The following is an 18963-nucleotide window of genomic DNA, read 5'->3' as shown; positions in this document are numbered from 1 at the left end:
TCTGGGATAATAGAAGTTTTTTATTTTAAAACCTTTTCTTTATTTTATTTTATAATTATTTTTATTATTCTTTAAACTATCCTTTTGATGGGAACTAGAGTATAAAAAATAATAAAAATAACGGAGAAGAGTTGCTCTTTTTAATTATTTTTTGTTTCAAATTTCTTTATTTTTTTTAATTATTATTGTTTTATTATTTTTATCGAGATCCTCGATTAACCTATTTTACCCTCTTCCCTACTCTTCAGTAGGTTCTTAGCAACATCTAACACACTCTCAGAGATGACAAACTTACTATTATCCTTAAGTACTGTATTGGCAACCTCGAGAGCCTTGTAGAGTTGGGCCTCATTTTTAAAGTACTGCTGTGCTGCCTCTGCAACTATCTTTATAGCCTTAGCCTGTCCCTCAGCCTCGATCCTTAAACTTTCGGCAACTCCCTCTGCCTTTAATATCTTACTCTGTTTCTCTCCTTCCGCCTCAAGGATTGCCGCTCTCTTTAACCTCTCAGCCTTCATCTGCTGAGTCATTGCATTTTTAATATCCTCTGGAGGTTCTATCTCCCTAAGTTCTACCTTCTCAACCCTAACACCCCAGGCATCTGTATCTCTATCTAAGGTCTCTAACAACTTTGAATTTATATACTCCCTCTTATTTAGTACCTCATCCAACTCCATACTACCTATGATTGCCCTAAGTGTAGTCTGGGCAAGGTTTATTATGGCGTATTCGTAGTCTTGAACCTCTAACAGTGCCCTTTTTACATCTACAACCCTATAGTAGATAACAGCATCTATTGAGACCGTTGCATTATCCTTTGTAATCATCTCTTGAGGTGGTATGTCTATAACCTTCGTTCTCATATCTACTTTAACAGGATACTCTATAAAAGGTATTATTATATTTACTCCAGGGCGTAGTAATCTGGATACTTTTCCCAGTCTGAATACCAATCCAGATTCATACTGATTTATTATAACTATAGATTTTATAACAATATATAGAACAATTAGACCAACAAGTAGCCAAAACCAAGTCATTATCTCAACTCCATACAGTAGGTTTTATAATTCCTTATAGAAGAATATTAGCAACTTTTTACTATTTATTATTTTGTAAACATGAAAAAACTTTAATCTATTAAAAAATGATAAAAAACTACTAATTAATTATAAAAACATTAATTAATAATAAAAAATAAAATATTGAAAAAAGAATTGTTGAAATAAATAAATGTTGAATAATTAATTTAGGGATTATCTATTCTCTTCTGGATATGGGCTTTATTAGATTTTGGACACTAAAATATTTTAAGTAAACAATTTCAATTTTTTTTCTTTTTTATTTTTAATATTTTATAATATTTTAATTAATTATTACTATAATAAGAAGGAGTTTATTCATTTAGATAGAGAAATGAGCCTATAAATCAAAAAGCTAAAGTTAATCTAGTTCCTGTTCTTATATAACTTCCAGGTGATCCTATGTACTGCTGTAAGGTGGATAGGAAGGAGGGTGAAAAGGTAAGAAGATGTCTCTTAGATAAGGGATTATTAAATAGAGAGTACAAGATAAAGAGGGTAGGAGATGCCCTATATATACCTCTTATTGATACCTTAGAGCCTACATTAGAGGATGAGTTAAGATCCCTTTTTGGCAATATAGAGTTTTTGGAAGTGAAAGATGAAGAATTTCAAAGGAGGAGAGGTAGTAAAAAAGAAATGAGTTTTAGGGAGTATCTCCTTAATAATTTCAAAGAGGAGATAGAGAAAGGATGGGTATCGCTCTCATACGATGTAATAGGAAGTATAGTCATACTTCAAATATCTGAAGAGGTAGATAAGGACACTAGAAAGAAAATTGGAGAAAATGCCTTGAAGTTAATACCTTCTATTAAAACAGTCTTCAGGAAAAAGAGTAGTATTGAGGGGGATTATAGAATCCGTAAGTTGGAACTTCTTGCTGGAGAGTACAACACTCTTACACTCTACAAAGAAAACAGTTATAGACTGTGGGTAGATGTGGAAAAGGTATATTTCTCTCCTCGTCTGGGCTGGGAGAGAAAGAGAATAATGGAGATGACATCTCCGAAGGATGTTGTAGTAGATATGTTCTGTGGTGTTGGGCCCTTTTCAATAGCCTGTAGAAATGCTAAAAAGGTATATGCTATAGATATAAATCCCTATGCAATAGAACTACTTAAGAGAAATATAGAGTTAAACAAAGTTAAAGATAAAATCGTGCCTATATTGGATGACGTCAGGAATGTAGATGTATCTGGAAACAGAGTAATTATGAACTTGCCCAAGTACTCCTATAAATTCGTAGATAAGGCACTGGATATTGTAGAGGATGGAGGAATTATTCACTACTACACCATAGATAAAGATTTTAAAGGTGCAGAAAAGATATTTGAATCTAAATGTGATTATGAAGTATTGGGAAAAAGAATAGTAAAATCCTACGCCCCAAGGGAGTACGTCATAGTGTTAGATGTGAAGGTGAATAAAAGGATCTAAGATCCTGATAGAAATTGAAGAGTTTTCTCTTTATCCTATGTTTAGAAAACATTTAATTTTTATTAATCTATTTTTATAATAATTATAATTTTTAAATTATTTTTGAAATAATAAACACTTTATATATTAAAAAATCTCTTTGAATTTTTGTAGATCAACTTAACAATTTCTTCATATGTATAACCTTCTTCCTTTTTTATATTGTATATCCCTTCCACTACCTTTATAACGTTGAGGGGCGTATTTTTCTCTCCTCTTACAGGGGAGAGATAGGGGCTATCTGTCTCAACTAAAATATTTTCAAGGTCTAAATTTTTAACAAGGTCTCTATGGTGTGGAGAGATACAGATAAGTGTCGATATAGATATATAGTGTCCATTCTCTATCAACTCTTTTGCAAGTTTCTCATCCCCGCTGTAGCAGTGGAACATGGATACTACCCTGTTGTTTATAATATTATAACACTCTCTTTCCAGCCCTCTCCCATGAACTACTATAGGTTTACCTAACTCCTCAGATAGGGATATAAACCTCTGGAATAATTCTTTTTGTCGGGGAAGGTTTTCATCCCTTATATCCAAACCTATTTCTCCCACTGCGACTATCTGCTTCTCATTATTTTTTATTATATTGTATACTTCTTCTACAACTTTATCATCTGCTCTTACACTGTGAGGGTGAAATCCTAAGGTAAGGTGGATATCGGGATACTTCCTTTTGATCTCTAAGGCTCTCTTACAACCTCCAATACCTACACCACTTGTAACTACCTCTATATTTCTTTCTTTGCAGGCGTTTATAATTTCCTCTCTATCTTTATTGAATTTTTTATCCTCTAAATGGCAGTGGGCGTCGATGTATTTTATATTATCCATAGTTTCACCTATGAAATGGAATTTCCTTACCTACCTCTATAATACTCTATAGACTTCAACACAGATGAAACTACCATTTCCCTTATGTTCTTAACATCTTTCTCAAGGTTCTCTAAGATCTCATGGCATCTCCTTCTTATACTATCTCCTCTATCTCTACTGTAGGGACATATTTCCTTATCTTTATAGTACTGAATACTACACTCATCTAGTGCCTTTAAGATGTCTTTCTCTGAAACACTTAGTAGAGGTCTTATTATAGTACATCTCTGTAGTTTAAGTCTGAACTCTTTAAAGTCAAAGGTAGTTTCCTCAAAATCTCTGATAGGTTCTAGAACTCTTATAATATCTCCCTTAAAGATATTTGCCAATATAGTATCCGAGTTATCCTCTAAAGTGTGCCCTAAACATATCTTTATCTTATCCCTTTCAATATCTTCCTCCTCTATCAACTCCTTAATAAAATTGGTTAAGACGTATCTTCTAACGATGGAGCAGGAGAAACAGGGGGAGTATACAATACCTGTAGAGTTATCTGAGAGTAGTTGAGACATTTTAACTACATCTTCATGGAAGGATATTATTCGATGAGGAATATTCAGGGCCTCACAGTGTTCTATTATCTTTTTCACATTACTGTTTTCAGGATGCCAGGGCCTAATACCTCCAACATTTATATCTACAGTAACTGCATATATCTTTACCCCAAATCTACGTCTGTATGGTTCCAAAAGGTGAAGTAGTGCCAAACTATCCTTTCCTCCACTTAAACCTACTACCAATGTGTCCCTTGGTGTTATTATACGGTACTTCGATACATACCTCCCCATCTTTTGGGATATTAACTCGTAACTTTTGGAGTATATTACAGGTATCTTAAATTTTTTTTCTATTTTCTCTTTTTTTGCCTTAGACAGTTTTGCCAATCTTCTACTGTTTACAATGATCTTATCCTTTCTAATGGTAAGATAGGACGGATTACAGTACTTCTTTAATTCCTTAATGTCTATCTCTTTCAATATCTCCCTCTGTATCATTATAGGGAAAGATTTAAATAATATGAGCAAATACCCTTTTTTAAGTGGAATATTTTTAATTAAGTAAAAGATATATACCACTACTATTTTTTACTATTAGAGAAATTTTTTTATTATAATTTTTAACAACATTTAGGAGGTCATTTATATGCCTGCTCCAAGGTATAGATCGAGATCTTTAAAGAAGATCTTCAAAAGAGGACCTGGTAATAGAACACTAATTCACTACAGGAAGAGAAAGCCCTCTAAGGCAAAGTGTGCTCAATGTGGTGCTATTCTGAATGGTGTCCCAAGGGGTAGGCCATCTGAGATTAGAAAACTGTCTAAAACAGAGAAGAGACCTGAAAGACCATACGGTGGCTACCTCTGTCCAAGATGCTTAAAAAGACTGATGATAGAGAGGGCAAGGAACTTACAACTGTAATAGGTGTTTAGATGATAATAACCATTGGGGGACCTCCTGGCAGTGGAACTACAACGATATCTAAGTTAATAGCCAAAAAGTATGGATTGAAACATGTATGTGCAGGGTTTATCTTCAGAGAGATGGCTAAAAAGATGAACATGGATCTCTCAGAGTTCAGTAAATATGCAGAGGAACATCCAGAGATAGACAGGGAAATAGACGCCAAACAGGTTGAAATTGCAAAGGAGGGGAATGTAATATTGGAGGGACGACTCGCTGCATGGATATTGAAGAGATATAACATAGAACCTACACTCTCTATATGGCTAAAGGCACCTCCAATGGTTAGGTGTAAGAGGGTAAGTGAGAGGGAAAATAAGGATATAGAAACATCCTTATCTGAAATGATAGAGAGAGAAAAAAGTGAGAAAAAACGTTATAAAGAGATATACAACATAGATCTAGAGGATCTCTCTATATATCACATAGTTATAGATACATCCCGCTGGGATGTAGAGGGTGTATTTGGTATCATCTGTAAATGTATAGATAGTTTAAAAAATAGAAAGGGTGAAAAAAATGGCAGCAATTGAAGTGGGAAGAGTATGTGTTAAAACAATGGGAAAAGAGGCAGGAAAAATCTGCGTTATAGTAGATGTAATAGATAAAAACTTTGTACTAGTAGATGGAAATGTCAAAAGGAGAAGATGTAATATAAAACACATAGAGCCAACTGAGAAGAAGGTAGATATCAAAAAAGGAGCCTCAACTGAAGAGGTTAAATTGGCATTGGATGCAGCAGGTCTTCTTAAATAACTCTTTTTTAATTTTTTACATTAAAAATATAAAAATATTTATAAATAATTTATATAAAAAATAAAAATAATTTAGATGAGGGGATGAAATCCCTGATGCACTTCTAAAGTCTAAAATAGATAATTTATTCAGAATCTGTTCCTCCCGTACCCATAGAAATGTATTGGAGGTGGGATATTTTATTATTCTCTTTCTGGAAGGTGGAAAGGATATAATTTAAAAGGATATAATTTAAAATGTCGAATTTTTTAGTAATGTATATTTATCATAATGTTTATAAAACTAGGTCCCTATATATCTGAATATTTATGAATTTGATTACACCATTTGACTATATAATATAGAAGAGGTGACCTATGAAACTCAGCAATATGTCTGTAAAAACAAGACTATGCATCAGCATGGCTCTATTAATTATCATCTTTCTAAGTATTGCTGCTTTTGCTATTGTAATGAGTAAAGACATAATAAAAGATGGGAGGATTGTAGGTGTTGCAGGAAAGCAGAGAACGTTAGTAGTAAATACAGCGAAATATGCACTTATGGTTAGTATGGGACATTTAGAATATAAAGAAAAAATGATGAAAAGTGCAGAGGAGTTTGATAAGACCCTAAAGGATCTAATTAACGGCAACCCTGAGAGAGGAATTCCTCCCGCTCCAGAAAATATCAAACAACAGTTACTTAAAGTTAAAGAACTCTGGGATCCATTCTATGAGAAGGTTAAAATAATCTACACAAAGAATCCTAGTGATCCAGAGTTTAAGGAGGCATTGGAATATATAAAAGATCATAATATGGAGATATTCGCTGAAATGCATAAGGCTGTAGGGATGTACACTGAAGAGATAGAAAAAGAAATGTCCTTATTGGACAATATGCTTACTATGGGAGGTATTGCTGGACTCTTAATAGCAGTCGTCTCTATAGTATTTATCAGAAGAACTGTTATTAGGCATTTGGAAGAGTTAGATAGGATCACCGACGAAATGGCCAATAGGAACTATAACGTGGAGCCTAAAGTGAGGTTCTACAATGATGAAATAGGAAAAATATATAATAACATACTGAAGGTGCTTAATAATCTCAGAGAAGATATGGAGAAAGAAATGGAGAAAGAAGAAAAATTAAGAAATCTGTTTGATAGAATATCTGAGGTTATGAATAGTTTGGCTAATGGAGATTTCACCGTTAGAATGAAAGAAGTAGGTGAGTTTAAACTCATAGGAGATACGATTAACAAAGCAGTGGAAAACGTAGCACAACTTATTAAAGACTTAAGAGACCATATAGACAGACTAAACGATGAAATTGACAGACTTAAAGAAGAAGCAGAAAAGGCAAAGGAGATCTCAGACCAGGTGGCAGACGCAGCCTCCCAGGTAGCCACTGCAGCCACAGACCAGTCCACAAAACTCCAGGACATCTCTCAGGAGTTGGAGGACACTACCAGGTTAATTGAGAACACAGCCCAGAGTGCAGAAGAAGGGGTAAAGGCTGCAGAGGAAGTAAGTAACTACTCAGAGGAGGGTGTAAAGAAGGTAGAAAATGCAATAACAACCATGCAGAATATCGCAAATGTAATAGACGAGTTAGGTAAGGCCATCCAGGAACTTGGAGAGGAGAGTAAGAAGATCAACGAGATTACAGTACTCATTAAAGACATTGCAGAGCAAACTGGACTCCTGGCCCTTAACGCCTCCATAGAGGCTGCCAGGGCCGGAGAGGCTGGGAGAGGTTTCGCAGTTGTTGCAAGTGAGATCAAGTCCCTGGCGGAGGAGATCGGGAAGTCTGTAGACGATATTAAGAGAACCATTTCAGAGATACAGAGTAAGATTGAGAAAACTGTAGATCTAGGTCTAACTGGAAAGGATGAGGTTGACAAAGGAGTTATTGCAATAGATGAGGTAAATAGTGCATTCCTCAAGATCAAGGATGGTGCCTATACTGCGTTGGAGAAGATAAACGTTATTAAGGAACATGCTGAAGAGTCCAACAACAACATCCACAGCGCCCTCAGAAACGTCCAAGATATCGCCTCTATCTCTGAGGAGTTTGCAGCAACTGCAGAAGAGTTGACCGCTAGTGCTGAAGAGCAGAATGGAGTTGTTGAGGAGGTCAGTAAGGCTATCGAGGAACTTGCTAGGATATCAGAAGAGGTCTCCGAGAATGTAAGTAAGTTCAGAGTATAATCAATACTTAGATAACCTTCCCTCTAACTTTATTAATATCAAATTTTGCAGTCTCTGCAACTGTCATCACTGCTATTACTCCAGCCTGTACAGGATCAGTTACCACTAGATCTACCACCTTAGGAACACTACCAAACATCTTCAAGGAGATAACATAAATACCAGTTCTCTCTTTCAGTCTTTTAATAGCTTCAGTTATCTTCCCACCCATAAGGGATCCAGCGAGAACTAACAATCCTACTCTTGGAAGTTTTTCAACTGAAAGCACTGCATTGGCTAAATTCTCCTCTCCAACTATAGGGATAGTATCTATACTTATTCTCTCCCCTCGGATGTTATGTCTATCTGCCTCTATTATCGCCCCTAAGGCGACCTGGGAGACTTGAGCACCTCCTCCTATTATTATTATCCTCTTCCCAAAGATCTTTTTAAGGGTAGAGTGGATCTCTACCTCTATTATTCCCTCTAAATTTTTTAAAGTATTTAAGAGGTTATCCTTATCTTCTATATTCTCTATCTCCATATAGATCAGTCCAGTATCATCGTTTCTTATAAACTGCTGCGTATAGGTTATATTTCCCCCTAACTTTGAAATAATACCTGTTACTCTATGTAAGGTACCTACTCTATTATGTGCTATCAACGTTAGCCCTATTTCCATAATTTTTACCGTTCTTGTTTTTTAGTAGTATTTACTAGATTATTATGTGTATAAAATAAAATAGTCTAAAAATTCTTTATGTTATCCTTTTTTTTAGTATAACCTATATACTACTTGGAGGATGAGATTCACTTATTGTTAGGTCCTATTAACTTATAATTATAATTTAGAAGTAAGTTTTTCAAAAGTTTTCGGGAAGGTATTCTTTCTCTAGCTATCTTTCTCTGTTTAATTTTAGAGATTTGTTTTTAATTTAAAAATTTAAATATTTTTTAATTTTTATAAATATTATTTATTACGTTATAGTAGAATAAGGTAAACTAGGTTATAAATTTACTATTTTTATTTATTAAGAGTTTATAATTACAATATCACAAAAAATTAACAATAATGAAATTCGCTACTAACGGAAAAATCAAAACATACTAAAATAATTATAAATAAACATTATATAATGATCTTCTTTAAGGTGAAGTATTATGACAGTATATATTATAGAGGGAAAATTAATTAAAATAGTGGAAGATAAAAATGTAGATGAAATACTGAAAGAATTAAAGGATTTTACGGGATATATTAAACTTTCAATAAGGAGGGATAAAGGCTTTGAAGAGGGATATATCTTTCTGAAAAATGGAGTTGTTGTTGGTTACTACTACAACTATAACGATATAGAAGCCTTTGGAGACAAGGCTATAGAGTACATAGAGAGGATGAAAAATAACAAACCTATAATAGAGGTATATGAATATCCTATAGAAAAATTAAATACGATGATGGATGTATACAAAGAGATGTTTTTAAGTAAAGACGTGAAAAAAAGTTCTGAAAAAGAAGTAGAATCTGAAAAAAAGTTCCACTATTACGATATAGTATTGATGATACCTGAAGGTAAACCTTTAAAGATGAATGTGGGAAAGGAATATACTGATTACTTGAAAGGATATACACTAGTGGAGATATTTAAAAAGGATGAAGATGGATATAAAAAGGGCTATATAGTGTATAAAGATAAAACACCTATACTGGCCGCTTATGAGTATAACAACAAAGTTCTATTTGGTAAAGAGGCATGTTTCATGATTAAAAAACTTTTATCCTATCCCGATATTGTAGTTGATATTTTTGAATACAATGAAGATAAAGTAGAGATACTTATAGAATACTATCCACAGATGGCACTAGTTGATATCGAATCGTTAAAAGAAGATGATGAAATTAGTGAGGATAACGACATAGAAGATACCAAAGAAGAAATAAGCGAAGAAATAGAAGAAATAGAGGAAGAGATACCTCTTGATAAAGAGAAACTTTTAGAGAAACTTAACATTACATTACCAGATGAAGAATCTATAGAAAATCTTATTAAAAATGTTTTTGAGCCATCCTATGAAGAATTAGAAGGCATTAAAAAAGATCTAGAGGAAAAAATACGTTCTTATTTAGAAAGTTGTAAGTATGTAAAAAGTTTTGAGATAGATATGGAGGTATATTATAACGAGGGGTACCATTGTGTCTGCAACATAAAAATAATACCTAAATCATTACTTGGATTTATATTCTATCGTGGGAGATTATTTAGAAATATAAAGGTAGAAAAAATTAAAAAAGATATAGAAGATATACTATCTCAGTATGTTATAGAGATAAATCCAAAGATAAATATTGAGATAGTGCAAAAATAGGTGCTATTATGGATTCTATATTTTTATTTCTTATACTTTTTTTAATAGGTTTGGTAGTAATAATGTTAGGATGGTATATATATACTATTAAAAAAGAAAAGGAGAGATTGTTAGAAAAAGAGAAACTTGAAGATGAAATCGTTAATAGTTTGTTAGAATTAAAAAGATATACGACTGAAAGTATAAATATCAGTAATGAAAAGTTATCAAATAAGTTCGACCTTATAGAAGTGGCATTGGAGAATGATGTAACAAGTATAACTATAACCTCCGAAGAGGGACTTCCTATAGTATCTACAATTAGAAATCCTGACGAAATCTCTGCAAAGTACAGTGCTCTATTTCAACGTACTCATAAGTTATCGAAGAATAAACCTAAAAAAATATCTATTAAATTTGAAAATTATTATATCCATATATTACCTATAAGTATAAACAATGTTAATACGTATGCTATAATCAGATCTAACTTTGAACTAGATGCTGTAAATGAGAAAAAGTTAATAAAAGATCTCCTCAACGTTTTAGAGGAGTATATACCTAATTAAAACTAAGTTCCAGGCAGATGATGAAGTTGTCCCCGGCTGAATGGGGATGAGAAACTTCTAAAATCTGATGCCTAATAAAAAATAAAAAATTATAAAAAAGAGAATTTAAAGGATATATTATACCCTCTCTCCAAAGGCAAATCTATCCTTTACTGCAGTTATTTTAACTGTAATTGTTTCTCCCTTTGTAGTATTGGGGACAAAAACAACAAATCCTTCTACTCTTGCTATTCCATCTCCTCCTCTTCCCATGTCCTCAATTGTTACCTTATACTCCTTCCCCTCAACTACAGGTATTTTTCTATTATTTCTTTGACTATTGAATGACATTCTATTCACCATATTTCATACGCTATTTATGGGCCTGTCCATTTACGAAGGTAATGGGATATTCCATTACCCTCTCATAAATGGACTTGAGTCTTATTCCGTAGAACCTCGACTCCACTTAGGGGGGCCCAACTCCCCGCACAGAAGTGTTTTTATCTATTGTTGTTTTCATCCTATAAAAACCTATCCATCGTTTAAAATTTAAAACAATTTATTCTCTAGCAGGCCCAACATCTTCAAACCCCTGTCTCAATCCCTTACCAGCATTTTTCTCTAAGAACTTTCTATTGAAAAGTAGATAGTATACATTCTCGGCGTGCTCCTCTGCCCTCCTCTTTGCAAGCCACTCTAACTCCTTTTCATCTTTAGCCTCGTCTTCATGGACAAATACCTCTATAATATGTTTGTTGGTCATAAGTTGGGCCATCATAATACCCTGGGAAGCCTCATGGGCACATACTTTATCTTTCTCCTCCTTCCCAGGCATTCCAAGGGCCATTACAATCTCACAGTTCTCCTCCTCAATAAGTTTTTTACAGGCCACAGGTAGATCCTTTATCCCAGGTACTGTATATCTAATTATCTTTATCTTCGGTGTTAACTCCTTAAGTTTTTTTATCGCAGCAGATGCCATATCTACCCTTGCAAAGGTAGTATCAGCAATACCTACCTTTACAGCCATAATACCACCTATAACTATATCCTCTCGAGGTAGTAGTTTATAATATCTTCCCCACTTAAAAATACTAAGTTGTGTTTCTCTGCATACTTCCTAGCCTCACTCTTATTCATGGCGTAGCCATCATCTCCCATCATCTCACAGATGGTGGTAATTGGAGTCATATTTGCCAACTCTGCAAGGGCCACTGTCATCTCTGTATGGCCCCTTCTACTCCTAACAAGACCTTCAGCAGCCCTTAGGAGAATAACATGCCCTGGAGATCTGAATTCTTTGCCGAAGTCGTTAAACCTCTTCTCCTTACAAAGATCAGCAAGTTTTCTTATGGTGTACGCTCTATCTCTATCTGTAATACCTGTAAATGTCCTTCTATGGTTTATAGTAATAGAGAAAGAGGATTTCTCATCATATGGAATATCAGAAGGATAGAGTTCTTTCAGTAATGGGTATCTCTTTGAGGCTTCAAGGAGTACATCTACCATAAAGGGAATGCCTATGGCGTTGCAGATCTCCGGATGTACTGCAGTACATATAAGGCCGCCACCATCCTTTCTCATACTCTTTATATGTTCAGGTGTTATCTTCTCCGAAACTACAACCATGTCAGTTTCTCCCTCTCTATCATCGCTGTCGTAGACAAGTACTATCTTTCCATTTCTTAGACTGTTTATAGCCTTCTCTATTATCTCCATTTACTCACCAGATTTTTTTGTTATTATCTAATAAAATCTTGAACTTATATAAAAATAATAATGACAATAAAAGTAATGAATAAATATTATACCCTAGTTCCCATCAAGATTGTGATTAAAAAAATAATAATAAAAATAATAATCATAATAAAAAAATAATAAAAATCTTAAGAGGAATAATAATAAAATAAACCTTAATTTCCATCAAAGTAAGATTTAGATAATAAAAAAAATAATAAAGTTGATAATAGCAGACTGTTAGGGAGGATCTGCTTTATCCCTACAGTATCTTAGAGCGTCCTAGGAGAAATTATTTATCTCTTGTTTTGATTTCAATAATTTTAATACTTCTTTTTATATTTTTATTTTTTATAATTATTGTTATTCTTATTAGAATTTTTTGATGGGAATTAGGGTAATTTAGTTTTTATCTAGATTTTCCCTGAAATAATAAATCATTCCTCCTGCCACTATCATCCCTATAACTCCATAATACAAGAGAAGAGGTATCCCACCTCCTCCTTTTTCAACCTTAACCTTTATACTCTTCTGAGTAATATAGACGTTGTTATCTCCCTTATCCCTATCTCCAATTGCCCTTATCTCAAGGGTAATAATGTACTCCTTAGGTAGTGCATCTCTATCTACACTGACAACGATGGCACCAGTTCCATTTTCTCCTGGGTTTAATGTACCTACTGTATCACTTTTCTTAGGATAGTCAAAAGGTTGGGCACTGTTTCTAATGGCAGTTATCCTTACTCCTTCCGCCTTTTCATTACCTACATTCTTTACAGTTATCAGAAGTATATTATCCTTTCCTGCCTTTACAGTGTACTCCTTTGAGAGGATCTCAAGTACTGGTTTTGATTTAACGTATATATCTATGGTTTCTGTTGTGTTGTGTCTTCTGTTGAATACATCTAAGTACTCCATATAGATGGGAACCTTGTAATGCTTAGAGGTGGCAGATTTATCAACATCTACAGTAAATGAGACAGTTTTACTCTCCCCTCCCTTCAGTGTTCCAATACCTTTAAAGTTTGCACTACTCCAACTGTCCCGGAATGGGTAGGAGGTTTTTAGATGTACTTTTACATCCTTTGCTTCCCCATGGCCGTTGTTGGTCACTGTAACATCTATCCTTACATAGGTATCTCCAGGCTTGATCTCCCTTGGAGTGGTGATCACATTTGAGACACCTAATAGAACATCTCCCTTAACAGTCAGTCCTATGTTTATGTTTTCACTTTTCACTTTACCTCCTTCATCTATCCAGGATAGAGTTGCAGGGATAATATAGGTCCCCTCAGGTGTGCCTCCATTGGTGTATAACCTTAGGTTTATAAGTTTTCTCCCCTGGGGTTTAACAGTACCTAGGTAAAATTTCGTGCTACCAACAGGGGATATATACTGATTACCTCCGATGGATAGGGTACACTCTTTAGCCTTCCCAGTACCTTTATTGTATATTAGAAGTGAGATCCTCTCTGTCTTTCCAGGGGTAAGTGATGGAGAATTATTAATTAATTCTATCTCAAAGTTTGGAGTACCATAAACGGGAATGTAGTATACCTTTGTCCAATTATAGTGAGTTACTATCTCCTCTCCTTTATCATATTCAATCTTGTCGTAGGAAACTGTTATATCCAGTCTATACTCTCTCGATATTGCACTTTCATCTATGTGAAGTTTAAAGTATACTATATCACTCTCCCCAGGATTCAGGTGATGTATTACTGCGGTTCCCTTCTTGGGATTAACCTGTCTCAACTCGAAGGGATAGTGAGGTTTAATAGACACCTCTATATTTTTTAAATCCTTCTCATCGTTGTTAGTTACCTTGATCCAGAGATCTACATCATCTCCAGGGTATATAACTTCAGGGGAGTATTGAAGTTCTCCTAAACTTAGAGCCTCTACATTTGTAATTACTATTATCATCAGTATCAACAGTACTCCAAAACCTCTCTTAGATATCACAGTATCACCTAATTACCTCTCCTTTTTAAACAGGGGTAGTATATACCTCTCCTCGATGACGAGGAGTGCTGGAAGTAGAGTGATTACACAGATCATACAGAAGGTTATACCCAATGCACATACCTTACCTAAGTTTGCCATCATAGGTAGAGGGGCGATTACAAGGGCTAAGAAACCAGCAACTGTCGTTGCTGTAGTGGCCATCACAGCCATCCCAGTACTTACAACTGCGGTTTCTATAGATTCTGCCACATCCCTCCCCTTCTTACGCTCCTCCTCGTACCTGTGCATAAGGTGAATACCGTAGTCTATACCTATACCGAGGAGTAGGGAACCTATACCTGCAGTCGCCATATCTACAGGGATGCCAAGTAATCCCATAGCACCTCCTGTCCATATCACCGCTATTACTATAGGTATCAGGGGCATGATGGTGGAGAGGGGCTTCCTAAAGTAGAAGAAGAGTACAATTAATACACCTATTCCACCGATTAAGGTTGTGAATATCTGACTCTCCCTCATAAGATTATCCAGAAGTCTTCTCATAGGAGGAGTACCTGTACATACTACCTCAATACCAGGAGGGACAGGTGAATCTTCAATTCGTTGATAGATGTCCTTCATAACTTCCATAAGTTTTTCCTGATCTCCTCCTGCATCTGTGTAGGCATTTACCACAACCATGGAGTAGTCATGATTGAAAATTCCATTTCTAGCATCCTCTGGCAGTGAGTTGTAGATCTCCTTTACAGTCTCTATGTCATTGGGAACAGTCCCGTTATTTCTCTCAATTATAACATCCACAGGAGAATTTACACCTGTAATACCATCTATTTCCTCCAGATCAGCCTCTAGAATTTTTATATACCTTAGAACCCTAGGATCTCTTATGTCATTCACCTTATCTGAACTATCTGAAGGTTTCAACTTTATACAGATGGATATAATATCTGTACCTCCAAAGTTGTCTCTTACCTCGTAGAGTGTCTCTATAACAGGATTATCCTGTGGGAGCATTTTCTCAAAGGCTGTTTGAAATTTAACCTTCGTTGCCCCTATCCCTGCAAAGATAGTGATTATTAAAATGATCACTAACATAAGGAAGGGCCTTCTCTCTGAAAAGATAGCAATTTTTCTCAGTATATCTTCGATCATATCTCTTCACCGAGATCTTTATCTATCTCCTCAAGCACCTCCAACACTCTCCTTGACACCTCTCTCATACGTTCAATACGTTTCAACTTTTTAGAGATACTGTCATTTTCACCAATATTGTACTTCTTTTTTAACTTCTCCAACTTATCACAGGCTCTGGAGATAGTCTCGTACTTCCTTTTAACGATATCTTTGTAGGAGGAGAAACCTCCCACACATCTGTAGTAGTTTCTCCTATCTCCCTTTATCCAGATCTTTTTAACAAGACCTATCTCCTCAAGTTTGTTCAGATTCATACTTACATTTCCCTTACTCATCCCCAACTCCTTAACTATATCCTCTATACAGAGAGGTTTGTCGGCGAGGTAGAGAATTGCGTAGATCTTTCCAAGGGATCTACTATGTCCATGTATCTCTGCAATATCGGAGAATAATTCAATAATTGTCTCTTTGATCTCCTCCATAGTTTCACAGGTAATACTTTTGTTTAAAAAATATAGAACATTCAAAATTTTTTGAATGTTTTAAATAATTAAAAGAATATTATATAAAGATTTCTATTATAAACATTAATATAAAAACTATAACACTTACAGAAAATACAAAATATATAAACTGTTAGAGGTTAGAATAGTTATAATACTCATTTAACCTTTCCTTCAACCTCTCCACACATCCATCGTACTTTATCATGTACTTACCAAGTTTTATACTCTCCTCCACAAGTTCCCTATTTAACTTATTCATCTCTCCAAGGGGAAAATCTGTATATATAATAACATCGGAGGATCTGATTTCCTCTAATGCCCTCTCATAACTCCTCTGGGATATAGGATTATAAGGCTCCTCCTCCACTATCTCCAGTCCCATAGTTTCAGCAACTGTATAGTCTATATCGTTTTTATGGAGTACTCCAACAGCCACCTTGTATCCATTTTTAACGAGGAACCTCATTACATTGGCACCTGTGCCCCCTCCACATATTAGAAATACCTTACAGTTCCTCCTCCCAGAGGATTTCAACTCGAAGTATCCCAACACCTCACTGTAGTTTGCACTCTTCAAATCGTAAAGATTATTTACAACCTCCCTCTTCATGACATCCTCTGGACATCCATAGGCGATAATTCTACCATCTTTAATAAGAGCCATCTTATCTGCTATCCTAAGGGCCAACTCTATATCATGTAGTGTAACCACTATCGCCAAGTTGTTCTCTATTGCAAGTTTTCTAAGTAGTATAGTTAGTTCTATCTTATGTTTTGCATCTAGAAAACTTGTAGGTTCATCTAATATGAGTACCTTAGGTTCCTGGGCGAGGGCTCTCGCTATCATTATCTTTTGCCTCTCTCCATCACTCATCTCAAAGAAGTTCTTACTTAACAGATGTGTTGCATTTACAGATTTCGCTGCGTACTCTATTACCTCCCTATCCCTCTCACTTAATCTTCCAAATATATCTGTATAGGGATGTCTACCTATAGCAACGATATCGTACCCAGTTAGATTACCTGGATTAACCCTCTCGGTTAGTACTACAGACATCTCCCTTGCAATTTCCTTGGGAGATAACCTGTGAATATTTCTACCGTTTAAATAGACAACTCCTCCCTTAGGTTCTAAATATGTGGCTATGGTCTTTAGAAGTGTAGATTTTCCCGCTCCATTAGGTCCTATTATACAGAGTATCTCCCTCTCCTTTATCTCTAAGTTTATGCCTTCTACTACAATGTAGTTACCATATCCAACAGAGAGGTTTTCAGTTTTTAGCATTTTATCCCTGTAATAGAATTGTTATTCAAATAATAAAAATAATGATTATAATAATATTTATAAAAATTAAGAAAAAATCTTTCTCCCATTTTATAAATATTAAAATAAAAATAATAAATTTAATATTCTCAGTACTTAGGTGATACCTTGGTATTTAAAGCCTATGATATAAGGGGCATATTTAGGGAACAACTAGATGAGAACTTTGCATACTCCTTAGGTAGAGTTCTAGGAGAGGGATACAAGAATATACTTGTCGCCAACGATGTAAGGATAGGTTCAAAGGAACTCCTGAAACCATTTATATTTGGTATAATGGAATCTGGAGGTAAGGTATCCTACGGAGGTACCATATCTACGCCCCTTATGTACTTCGGCACAAGGAATAGATATGACTTAGGAGTAATTATAACTGCCTCTCACAACCCTCCAGAGTATACAGGTTTTAAAATGTGTGATAGGAATGCACTCCCTATATCTCCAGTAGAGGAGATAAAGCCAATATTTAAAAAGGAGAAATTAGAAGATTCCCAAAGGAGGGAAGTTGAGGAGATAGATTTAGAGGAGTTAAAGGTTGATGTCTCATCGGAGTATAAGAGATTCTTTTTAAAGAGGTGTAATTCCTACGATATAAAGGTGGCAGTTGATTTTGCCAACGGCAGTACCTCCATTGTAGAGAAGGAGATACTGGAGGAGTTGTTGAAGGACCATATATTTATAAACGACTACCCAGATGGAACCTTTCCGGCACATCAACCTGATACCTTGAAGATCTCCTGTCTAAGGGATATTATAAAAACTGTAAGGGATAACAACTGTGATATTGGGATAATCTTCGATGGAGATGGGGACAGAATAGGTATAGTTGATGAGAGAGGTGATGTTCTCCAGGGGGATATGATCACTGCCATAATATCCAGGGAGATACTGAGGGAAAAGGAGGGGGTAAAGATAATATACGATCTAAGGTGTAGTAAGGTTGTTCCCGAGGTAATAGAGAGATACGGAGGAATTCCTGTAAAGAGTAGGGTGGGACACTACTTTATAAAGAAACTTATGCAGGAGATAGATGGGGAGTTTGCAGGGGAACTTTCAAATCACTTCTACTTCAAGGAGATAGGATACTTCGAAGGTCCCTTAATCGCCTTAAACTACATACTGTCCACTATGGAGGAGAGAGGGGAACCTCTCTCAAAGATATGGAGGGAGTATAAGAAGTACTACCACAGTGGCGAGATAAACTTCAAGGTAAAGGATCAGAGAAGGATACTGGAGGGACTGAAGGAGATATATAAGAACTGTGAAATAGAGGAATTAGATGGACTCTCTGTGTACTGTAAAGGTTGGTGGTTCAACATAAGGCCCTCCAACACTGAACCTCTCCTAAGGTTGAACTTGGAGGGAGATACTGAGGAGATCATGAAGGAGAAGGTAGAGGAGATTAAAGAGATTGTAAATAAGTTAGATGGAGGTTTGTAATTAAAAATTTTTATTTTTGGTTTTCACTATATTGAAATAACACGTCTAAAATCTCTATAAATGTTAAAATTGTTAAAAGGAGTAAATATTTGCCGGTTAAAAGATAATAATTTGTTATAACAGAATCTTTTAC

19 protein-coding genes are annotated in these 18963 nt (G+C 35.2%); 8 read left to right on the top strand and 11 right to left on the bottom strand.

Going from position 1 to position 18963, the window contains the following annotated elements; genetic code table 11:
• Nucleotides 1-215 precede the first annotated feature (215 nt).
• Nucleotides 216-1040: an SPFH domain-containing protein gene (locus CFE53_RS01980; RefSeq protein WP_148120230.1), complete on the bottom strand. Its 825-nt coding sequence runs from the start codon at nucleotides 1038-1040 to the stop codon at nucleotides 216-218.
• Between the two features lie 444 nt (nucleotides 1041-1484).
• On the opposite strand from CFE53_RS01980, the gene CFE53_RS01975 reads away from it, so the two are divergent.
• On the top strand, nucleotides 1485-2519 hold the full coding sequence (locus CFE53_RS01975) for a class I SAM-dependent methyltransferase family protein (protein ID WP_148120229.1): 1035 nt from the start codon (nucleotides 1485-1487) through the stop codon (nucleotides 2517-2519).
• Between the two features lie 119 nt (nucleotides 2520-2638).
• Here CFE53_RS01975 and CFE53_RS01970 read toward each other — a convergent pair whose 3' ends face one another.
• Together CFE53_RS01970 and CFE53_RS01965 are read right to left on the bottom strand one after the other, a co-directional pair.
• Nucleotides 2639-3394: a TatD family hydrolase gene (locus CFE53_RS01970; protein WP_148120228.1), complete on the bottom strand. Its 756-nt coding sequence runs from the start codon at nucleotides 3392-3394 to the stop codon at nucleotides 2639-2641.
• Nucleotides 3395-3420: 26 nt separating this feature from the next.
• The gene (locus CFE53_RS01965; RefSeq protein ID WP_253254766.1) at nucleotides 3421-4413 is read right to left on the bottom strand and encodes a tRNA 2-thiocytidine biosynthesis TtcA family protein; all 993 of its coding nucleotides are present in this window, start codon (nucleotides 4411-4413) and stop codon (nucleotides 3421-3423) included.
• Nucleotides 4414-4579: 166 nt separating this feature from the next.
• On the opposite strand from CFE53_RS01965, the gene CFE53_RS01960 reads away from it, so the two are divergent.
• The 4 genes from CFE53_RS01960 to CFE53_RS01945 all read left to right on the top strand — a co-directional run bounded on the left by CFE53_RS01960 (nucleotide 4580) and on the right by CFE53_RS01945 (nucleotide 7845).
• Nucleotides 4580-4855 carry a 50S ribosomal protein L34e gene (locus tag CFE53_RS01960; protein WP_148120226.1) on the top strand — a complete coding sequence of 92 codons (276 nt, stop codon included), beginning with the start codon at nucleotides 4580-4582 and terminating at the stop codon, nucleotides 4853-4855.
• A gap of 11 nt (nucleotides 4856-4866) precedes the next feature.
• Nucleotides 4867-5430, top strand: a complete 564-nt coding sequence (gene cmk, locus CFE53_RS01955; protein WP_148120225.1) for a (d)CMP kinase — start codon at nucleotides 4867-4869, stop codon at nucleotides 5428-5430.
• Nucleotides 5417-5653 carry a 50S ribosomal protein L14e gene (locus CFE53_RS01950; RefSeq protein ID WP_148120224.1) on the top strand — a complete coding sequence of 79 codons (237 nt, stop codon included), beginning with the start codon at nucleotides 5417-5419 and terminating at the stop codon, nucleotides 5651-5653. Before cmk ends, CFE53_RS01950 begins: the two co-directional genes overlap by 14 nt.
• Before the next feature lie 356 nt (nucleotides 5654-6009).
• Complete coding sequence (locus CFE53_RS01945) at nucleotides 6010-7845, top strand: methyl-accepting chemotaxis protein (protein WP_148120223.1); 1836 nt, start codon at nucleotides 6010-6012, stop codon at nucleotides 7843-7845.
• 7 nt (nucleotides 7846-7852) lie between these two features.
• On the opposite strand, the gene CFE53_RS01940 is transcribed toward CFE53_RS01945, so the two are convergent.
• Entirely contained in the window at nucleotides 7853-8506 is a 654-nt protein-coding gene (locus tag CFE53_RS01940) for a DUF5612 domain-containing protein (protein WP_148120222.1), read from the bottom strand.
• Between the two features lie 479 nt (nucleotides 8507-8985).
• On the opposite strand from CFE53_RS01940, the gene CFE53_RS01935 reads away from it, so the two are divergent.
• On the top strand, nucleotides 8986-10191 hold the full coding sequence (locus CFE53_RS01935) for a DUF2226 domain-containing protein (RefSeq protein ID WP_148120221.1): 1206 nt from the start codon (nucleotides 8986-8988) through the stop codon (nucleotides 10189-10191).
• A gap of 8 nt (nucleotides 10192-10199) precedes the next feature.
• A complete protein-coding gene (locus tag CFE53_RS01930) occupies nucleotides 10200-10739 on the top strand; it encodes a hypothetical protein (protein ID WP_148120220.1) in 540 nt (179 codons plus the stop codon).
• Between the two features lie 117 nt (nucleotides 10740-10856).
• Here CFE53_RS01930 and CFE53_RS01925 read toward each other — a convergent pair whose 3' ends face one another.
• The 7 genes from CFE53_RS01925 to CFE53_RS01895 form a co-directional block, all read right to left on the bottom strand.
• Nucleotides 10857-11081 carry a TRAM domain-containing protein gene (locus CFE53_RS01925; protein ID WP_172456342.1) on the bottom strand — a complete coding sequence of 75 codons (225 nt, stop codon included), beginning with the start codon at nucleotides 11079-11081 and terminating at the stop codon, nucleotides 10857-10859.
• Between the two features lie 199 nt (nucleotides 11082-11280).
• Complete coding sequence (gene ribC, locus CFE53_RS01920) at nucleotides 11281-11751, bottom strand: riboflavin synthase (RefSeq protein ID WP_148120218.1); 471 nt, start codon at nucleotides 11749-11751, stop codon at nucleotides 11281-11283.
• Nucleotides 11752-11765: 14 nt separating this feature from the next.
• Nucleotides 11766-12440 carry a 3,4-dihydroxy-2-butanone-4-phosphate synthase gene (gene ribB / locus CFE53_RS01915; RefSeq protein ID WP_148120217.1) on the bottom strand — a complete coding sequence of 225 codons (675 nt, stop codon included), beginning with the start codon at nucleotides 12438-12440 and terminating at the stop codon, nucleotides 11766-11768.
• Nucleotides 12441-12860: 420 nt separating this feature from the next.
• Entirely contained in the window at nucleotides 12861-14384 is a 1524-nt protein-coding gene (locus CFE53_RS01910; RefSeq protein WP_148121125.1) for a COG1361 S-layer family protein, read from the bottom strand.
• A gap of 51 nt (nucleotides 14385-14435) precedes the next feature.
• A complete protein-coding gene (locus tag CFE53_RS01905) occupies nucleotides 14436-15578 on the bottom strand; it encodes an RND family transporter (RefSeq protein ID WP_148120216.1) in 1143 nt (380 codons plus the stop codon).
• Nucleotides 15575-16042 carry a GbsR/MarR family transcriptional regulator gene (locus CFE53_RS01900; protein WP_148120215.1) on the bottom strand — a complete coding sequence of 156 codons (468 nt, stop codon included), beginning with the start codon at nucleotides 16040-16042 and terminating at the stop codon, nucleotides 15575-15577. Before CFE53_RS01900 ends, CFE53_RS01905 begins: the two co-directional genes overlap by 4 nt.
• 154 nt (nucleotides 16043-16196) lie before the next feature.
• The gene (locus CFE53_RS01895) at nucleotides 16197-17351 is read right to left on the bottom strand and encodes an ABC transporter ATP-binding protein (protein ID WP_148120214.1); all 1155 of its coding nucleotides are present in this window, start codon (nucleotides 17349-17351) and stop codon (nucleotides 16197-16199) included.
• Between the two features lie 147 nt (nucleotides 17352-17498).
• Between CFE53_RS01895 and CFE53_RS01890 the strand changes: the two genes are divergently transcribed.
• A complete protein-coding gene (locus tag CFE53_RS01890; RefSeq protein WP_148120213.1) occupies nucleotides 17499-18830 on the top strand; it encodes a phosphomannomutase/phosphoglucomutase in 1332 nt (443 codons plus the stop codon).
• Nucleotides 18831-18963 lie beyond the last annotated feature (133 nt).

It is taken from the genome of Methanofervidicoccus sp. A16, assembly GCF_003351865.1.
GTDB lineage: Archaea > AGJL01 > Methanococci > Methanococcales > Methanococcaceae > Methanofervidicoccus.
This window is presented reverse-complemented; position numbering and strand designations above follow the sequence as displayed.

Coding starts and splice junctions, on each gene's coding strand:
- CFE53_RS01980 (WP_148120230.1), bottom strand. CDS start 1,040: ATGACTTGGTTTTGGCTACTTGTTGGTCTAATTGTTCTATATATTGTT.
- CFE53_RS01975 (WP_148120229.1), top strand. CDS start 1,485: ATGTACTGCTGTAAGGTGGATAGGAAGGAGGGTGAAAAGGTAAGAAGA.
- CFE53_RS01970 (WP_148120228.1), bottom strand. CDS start 3,394: ATGGATAATATAAAATACATCGACGCCCACTGCCATTTAGAGGATAAA.
- CFE53_RS01960 (WP_148120226.1), top strand. CDS start 4,580: ATGCCTGCTCCAAGGTATAGATCGAGATCTTTAAAGAAGATCTTCAAA.
- cmk (WP_148120225.1), top strand. CDS start 4,867: ATGATAATAACCATTGGGGGACCTCCTGGCAGTGGAACTACAACGATA.
- CFE53_RS01950 (WP_148120224.1), top strand. CDS start 5,417: ATGGCAGCAATTGAAGTGGGAAGAGTATGTGTTAAAACAATGGGAAAA.
- CFE53_RS01945 (WP_148120223.1), top strand. CDS start 6,010: ATGAAACTCAGCAATATGTCTGTAAAAACAAGACTATGCATCAGCATG.
- CFE53_RS01940 (WP_148120222.1), bottom strand. CDS start 8,506: ATGGAAATAGGGCTAACGTTGATAGCACATAATAGAGTAGGTACCTTA.
- CFE53_RS01935 (WP_148120221.1), top strand. CDS start 8,986: ATGACAGTATATATTATAGAGGGAAAATTAATTAAAATAGTGGAAGAT.
- CFE53_RS01930 (WP_148120220.1), top strand. CDS start 10,200: ATGGATTCTATATTTTTATTTCTTATACTTTTTTTAATAGGTTTGGTA.
- CFE53_RS01925 (WP_172456342.1), bottom strand. CDS start 11,081: ATGGTGAATAGAATGTCATTCAATAGTCAAAGAAATAATAGAAAAATA.
- ribC (WP_148120218.1), bottom strand. CDS start 11,751: ATGGCTGTAAAGGTAGGTATTGCTGATACTACCTTTGCAAGGGTAGAT.
- ribB (WP_148120217.1), bottom strand. CDS start 12,440: ATGGAGATAATAGAGAAGGCTATAAACAGTCTAAGAAATGGAAAGATA.
- CFE53_RS01910 (WP_148121125.1), bottom strand. CDS start 14,384: ATGATAATAGTAATTACAAATGTAGAGGCTCTAAGTTTAGGAGAACTT.
- CFE53_RS01905 (WP_148120216.1), bottom strand. CDS start 15,578: ATGATCGAAGATATACTGAGAAAAATTGCTATCTTTTCAGAGAGAAGG.
- CFE53_RS01900 (WP_148120215.1), bottom strand. CDS start 16,042: ATGGAGGAGATCAAAGAGACAATTATTGAATTATTCTCCGATATTGCA.
- CFE53_RS01895 (WP_148120214.1), bottom strand. CDS start 17,351: ATGCTAAAAACTGAAAACCTCTCTGTTGGATATGGTAACTACATTGTA.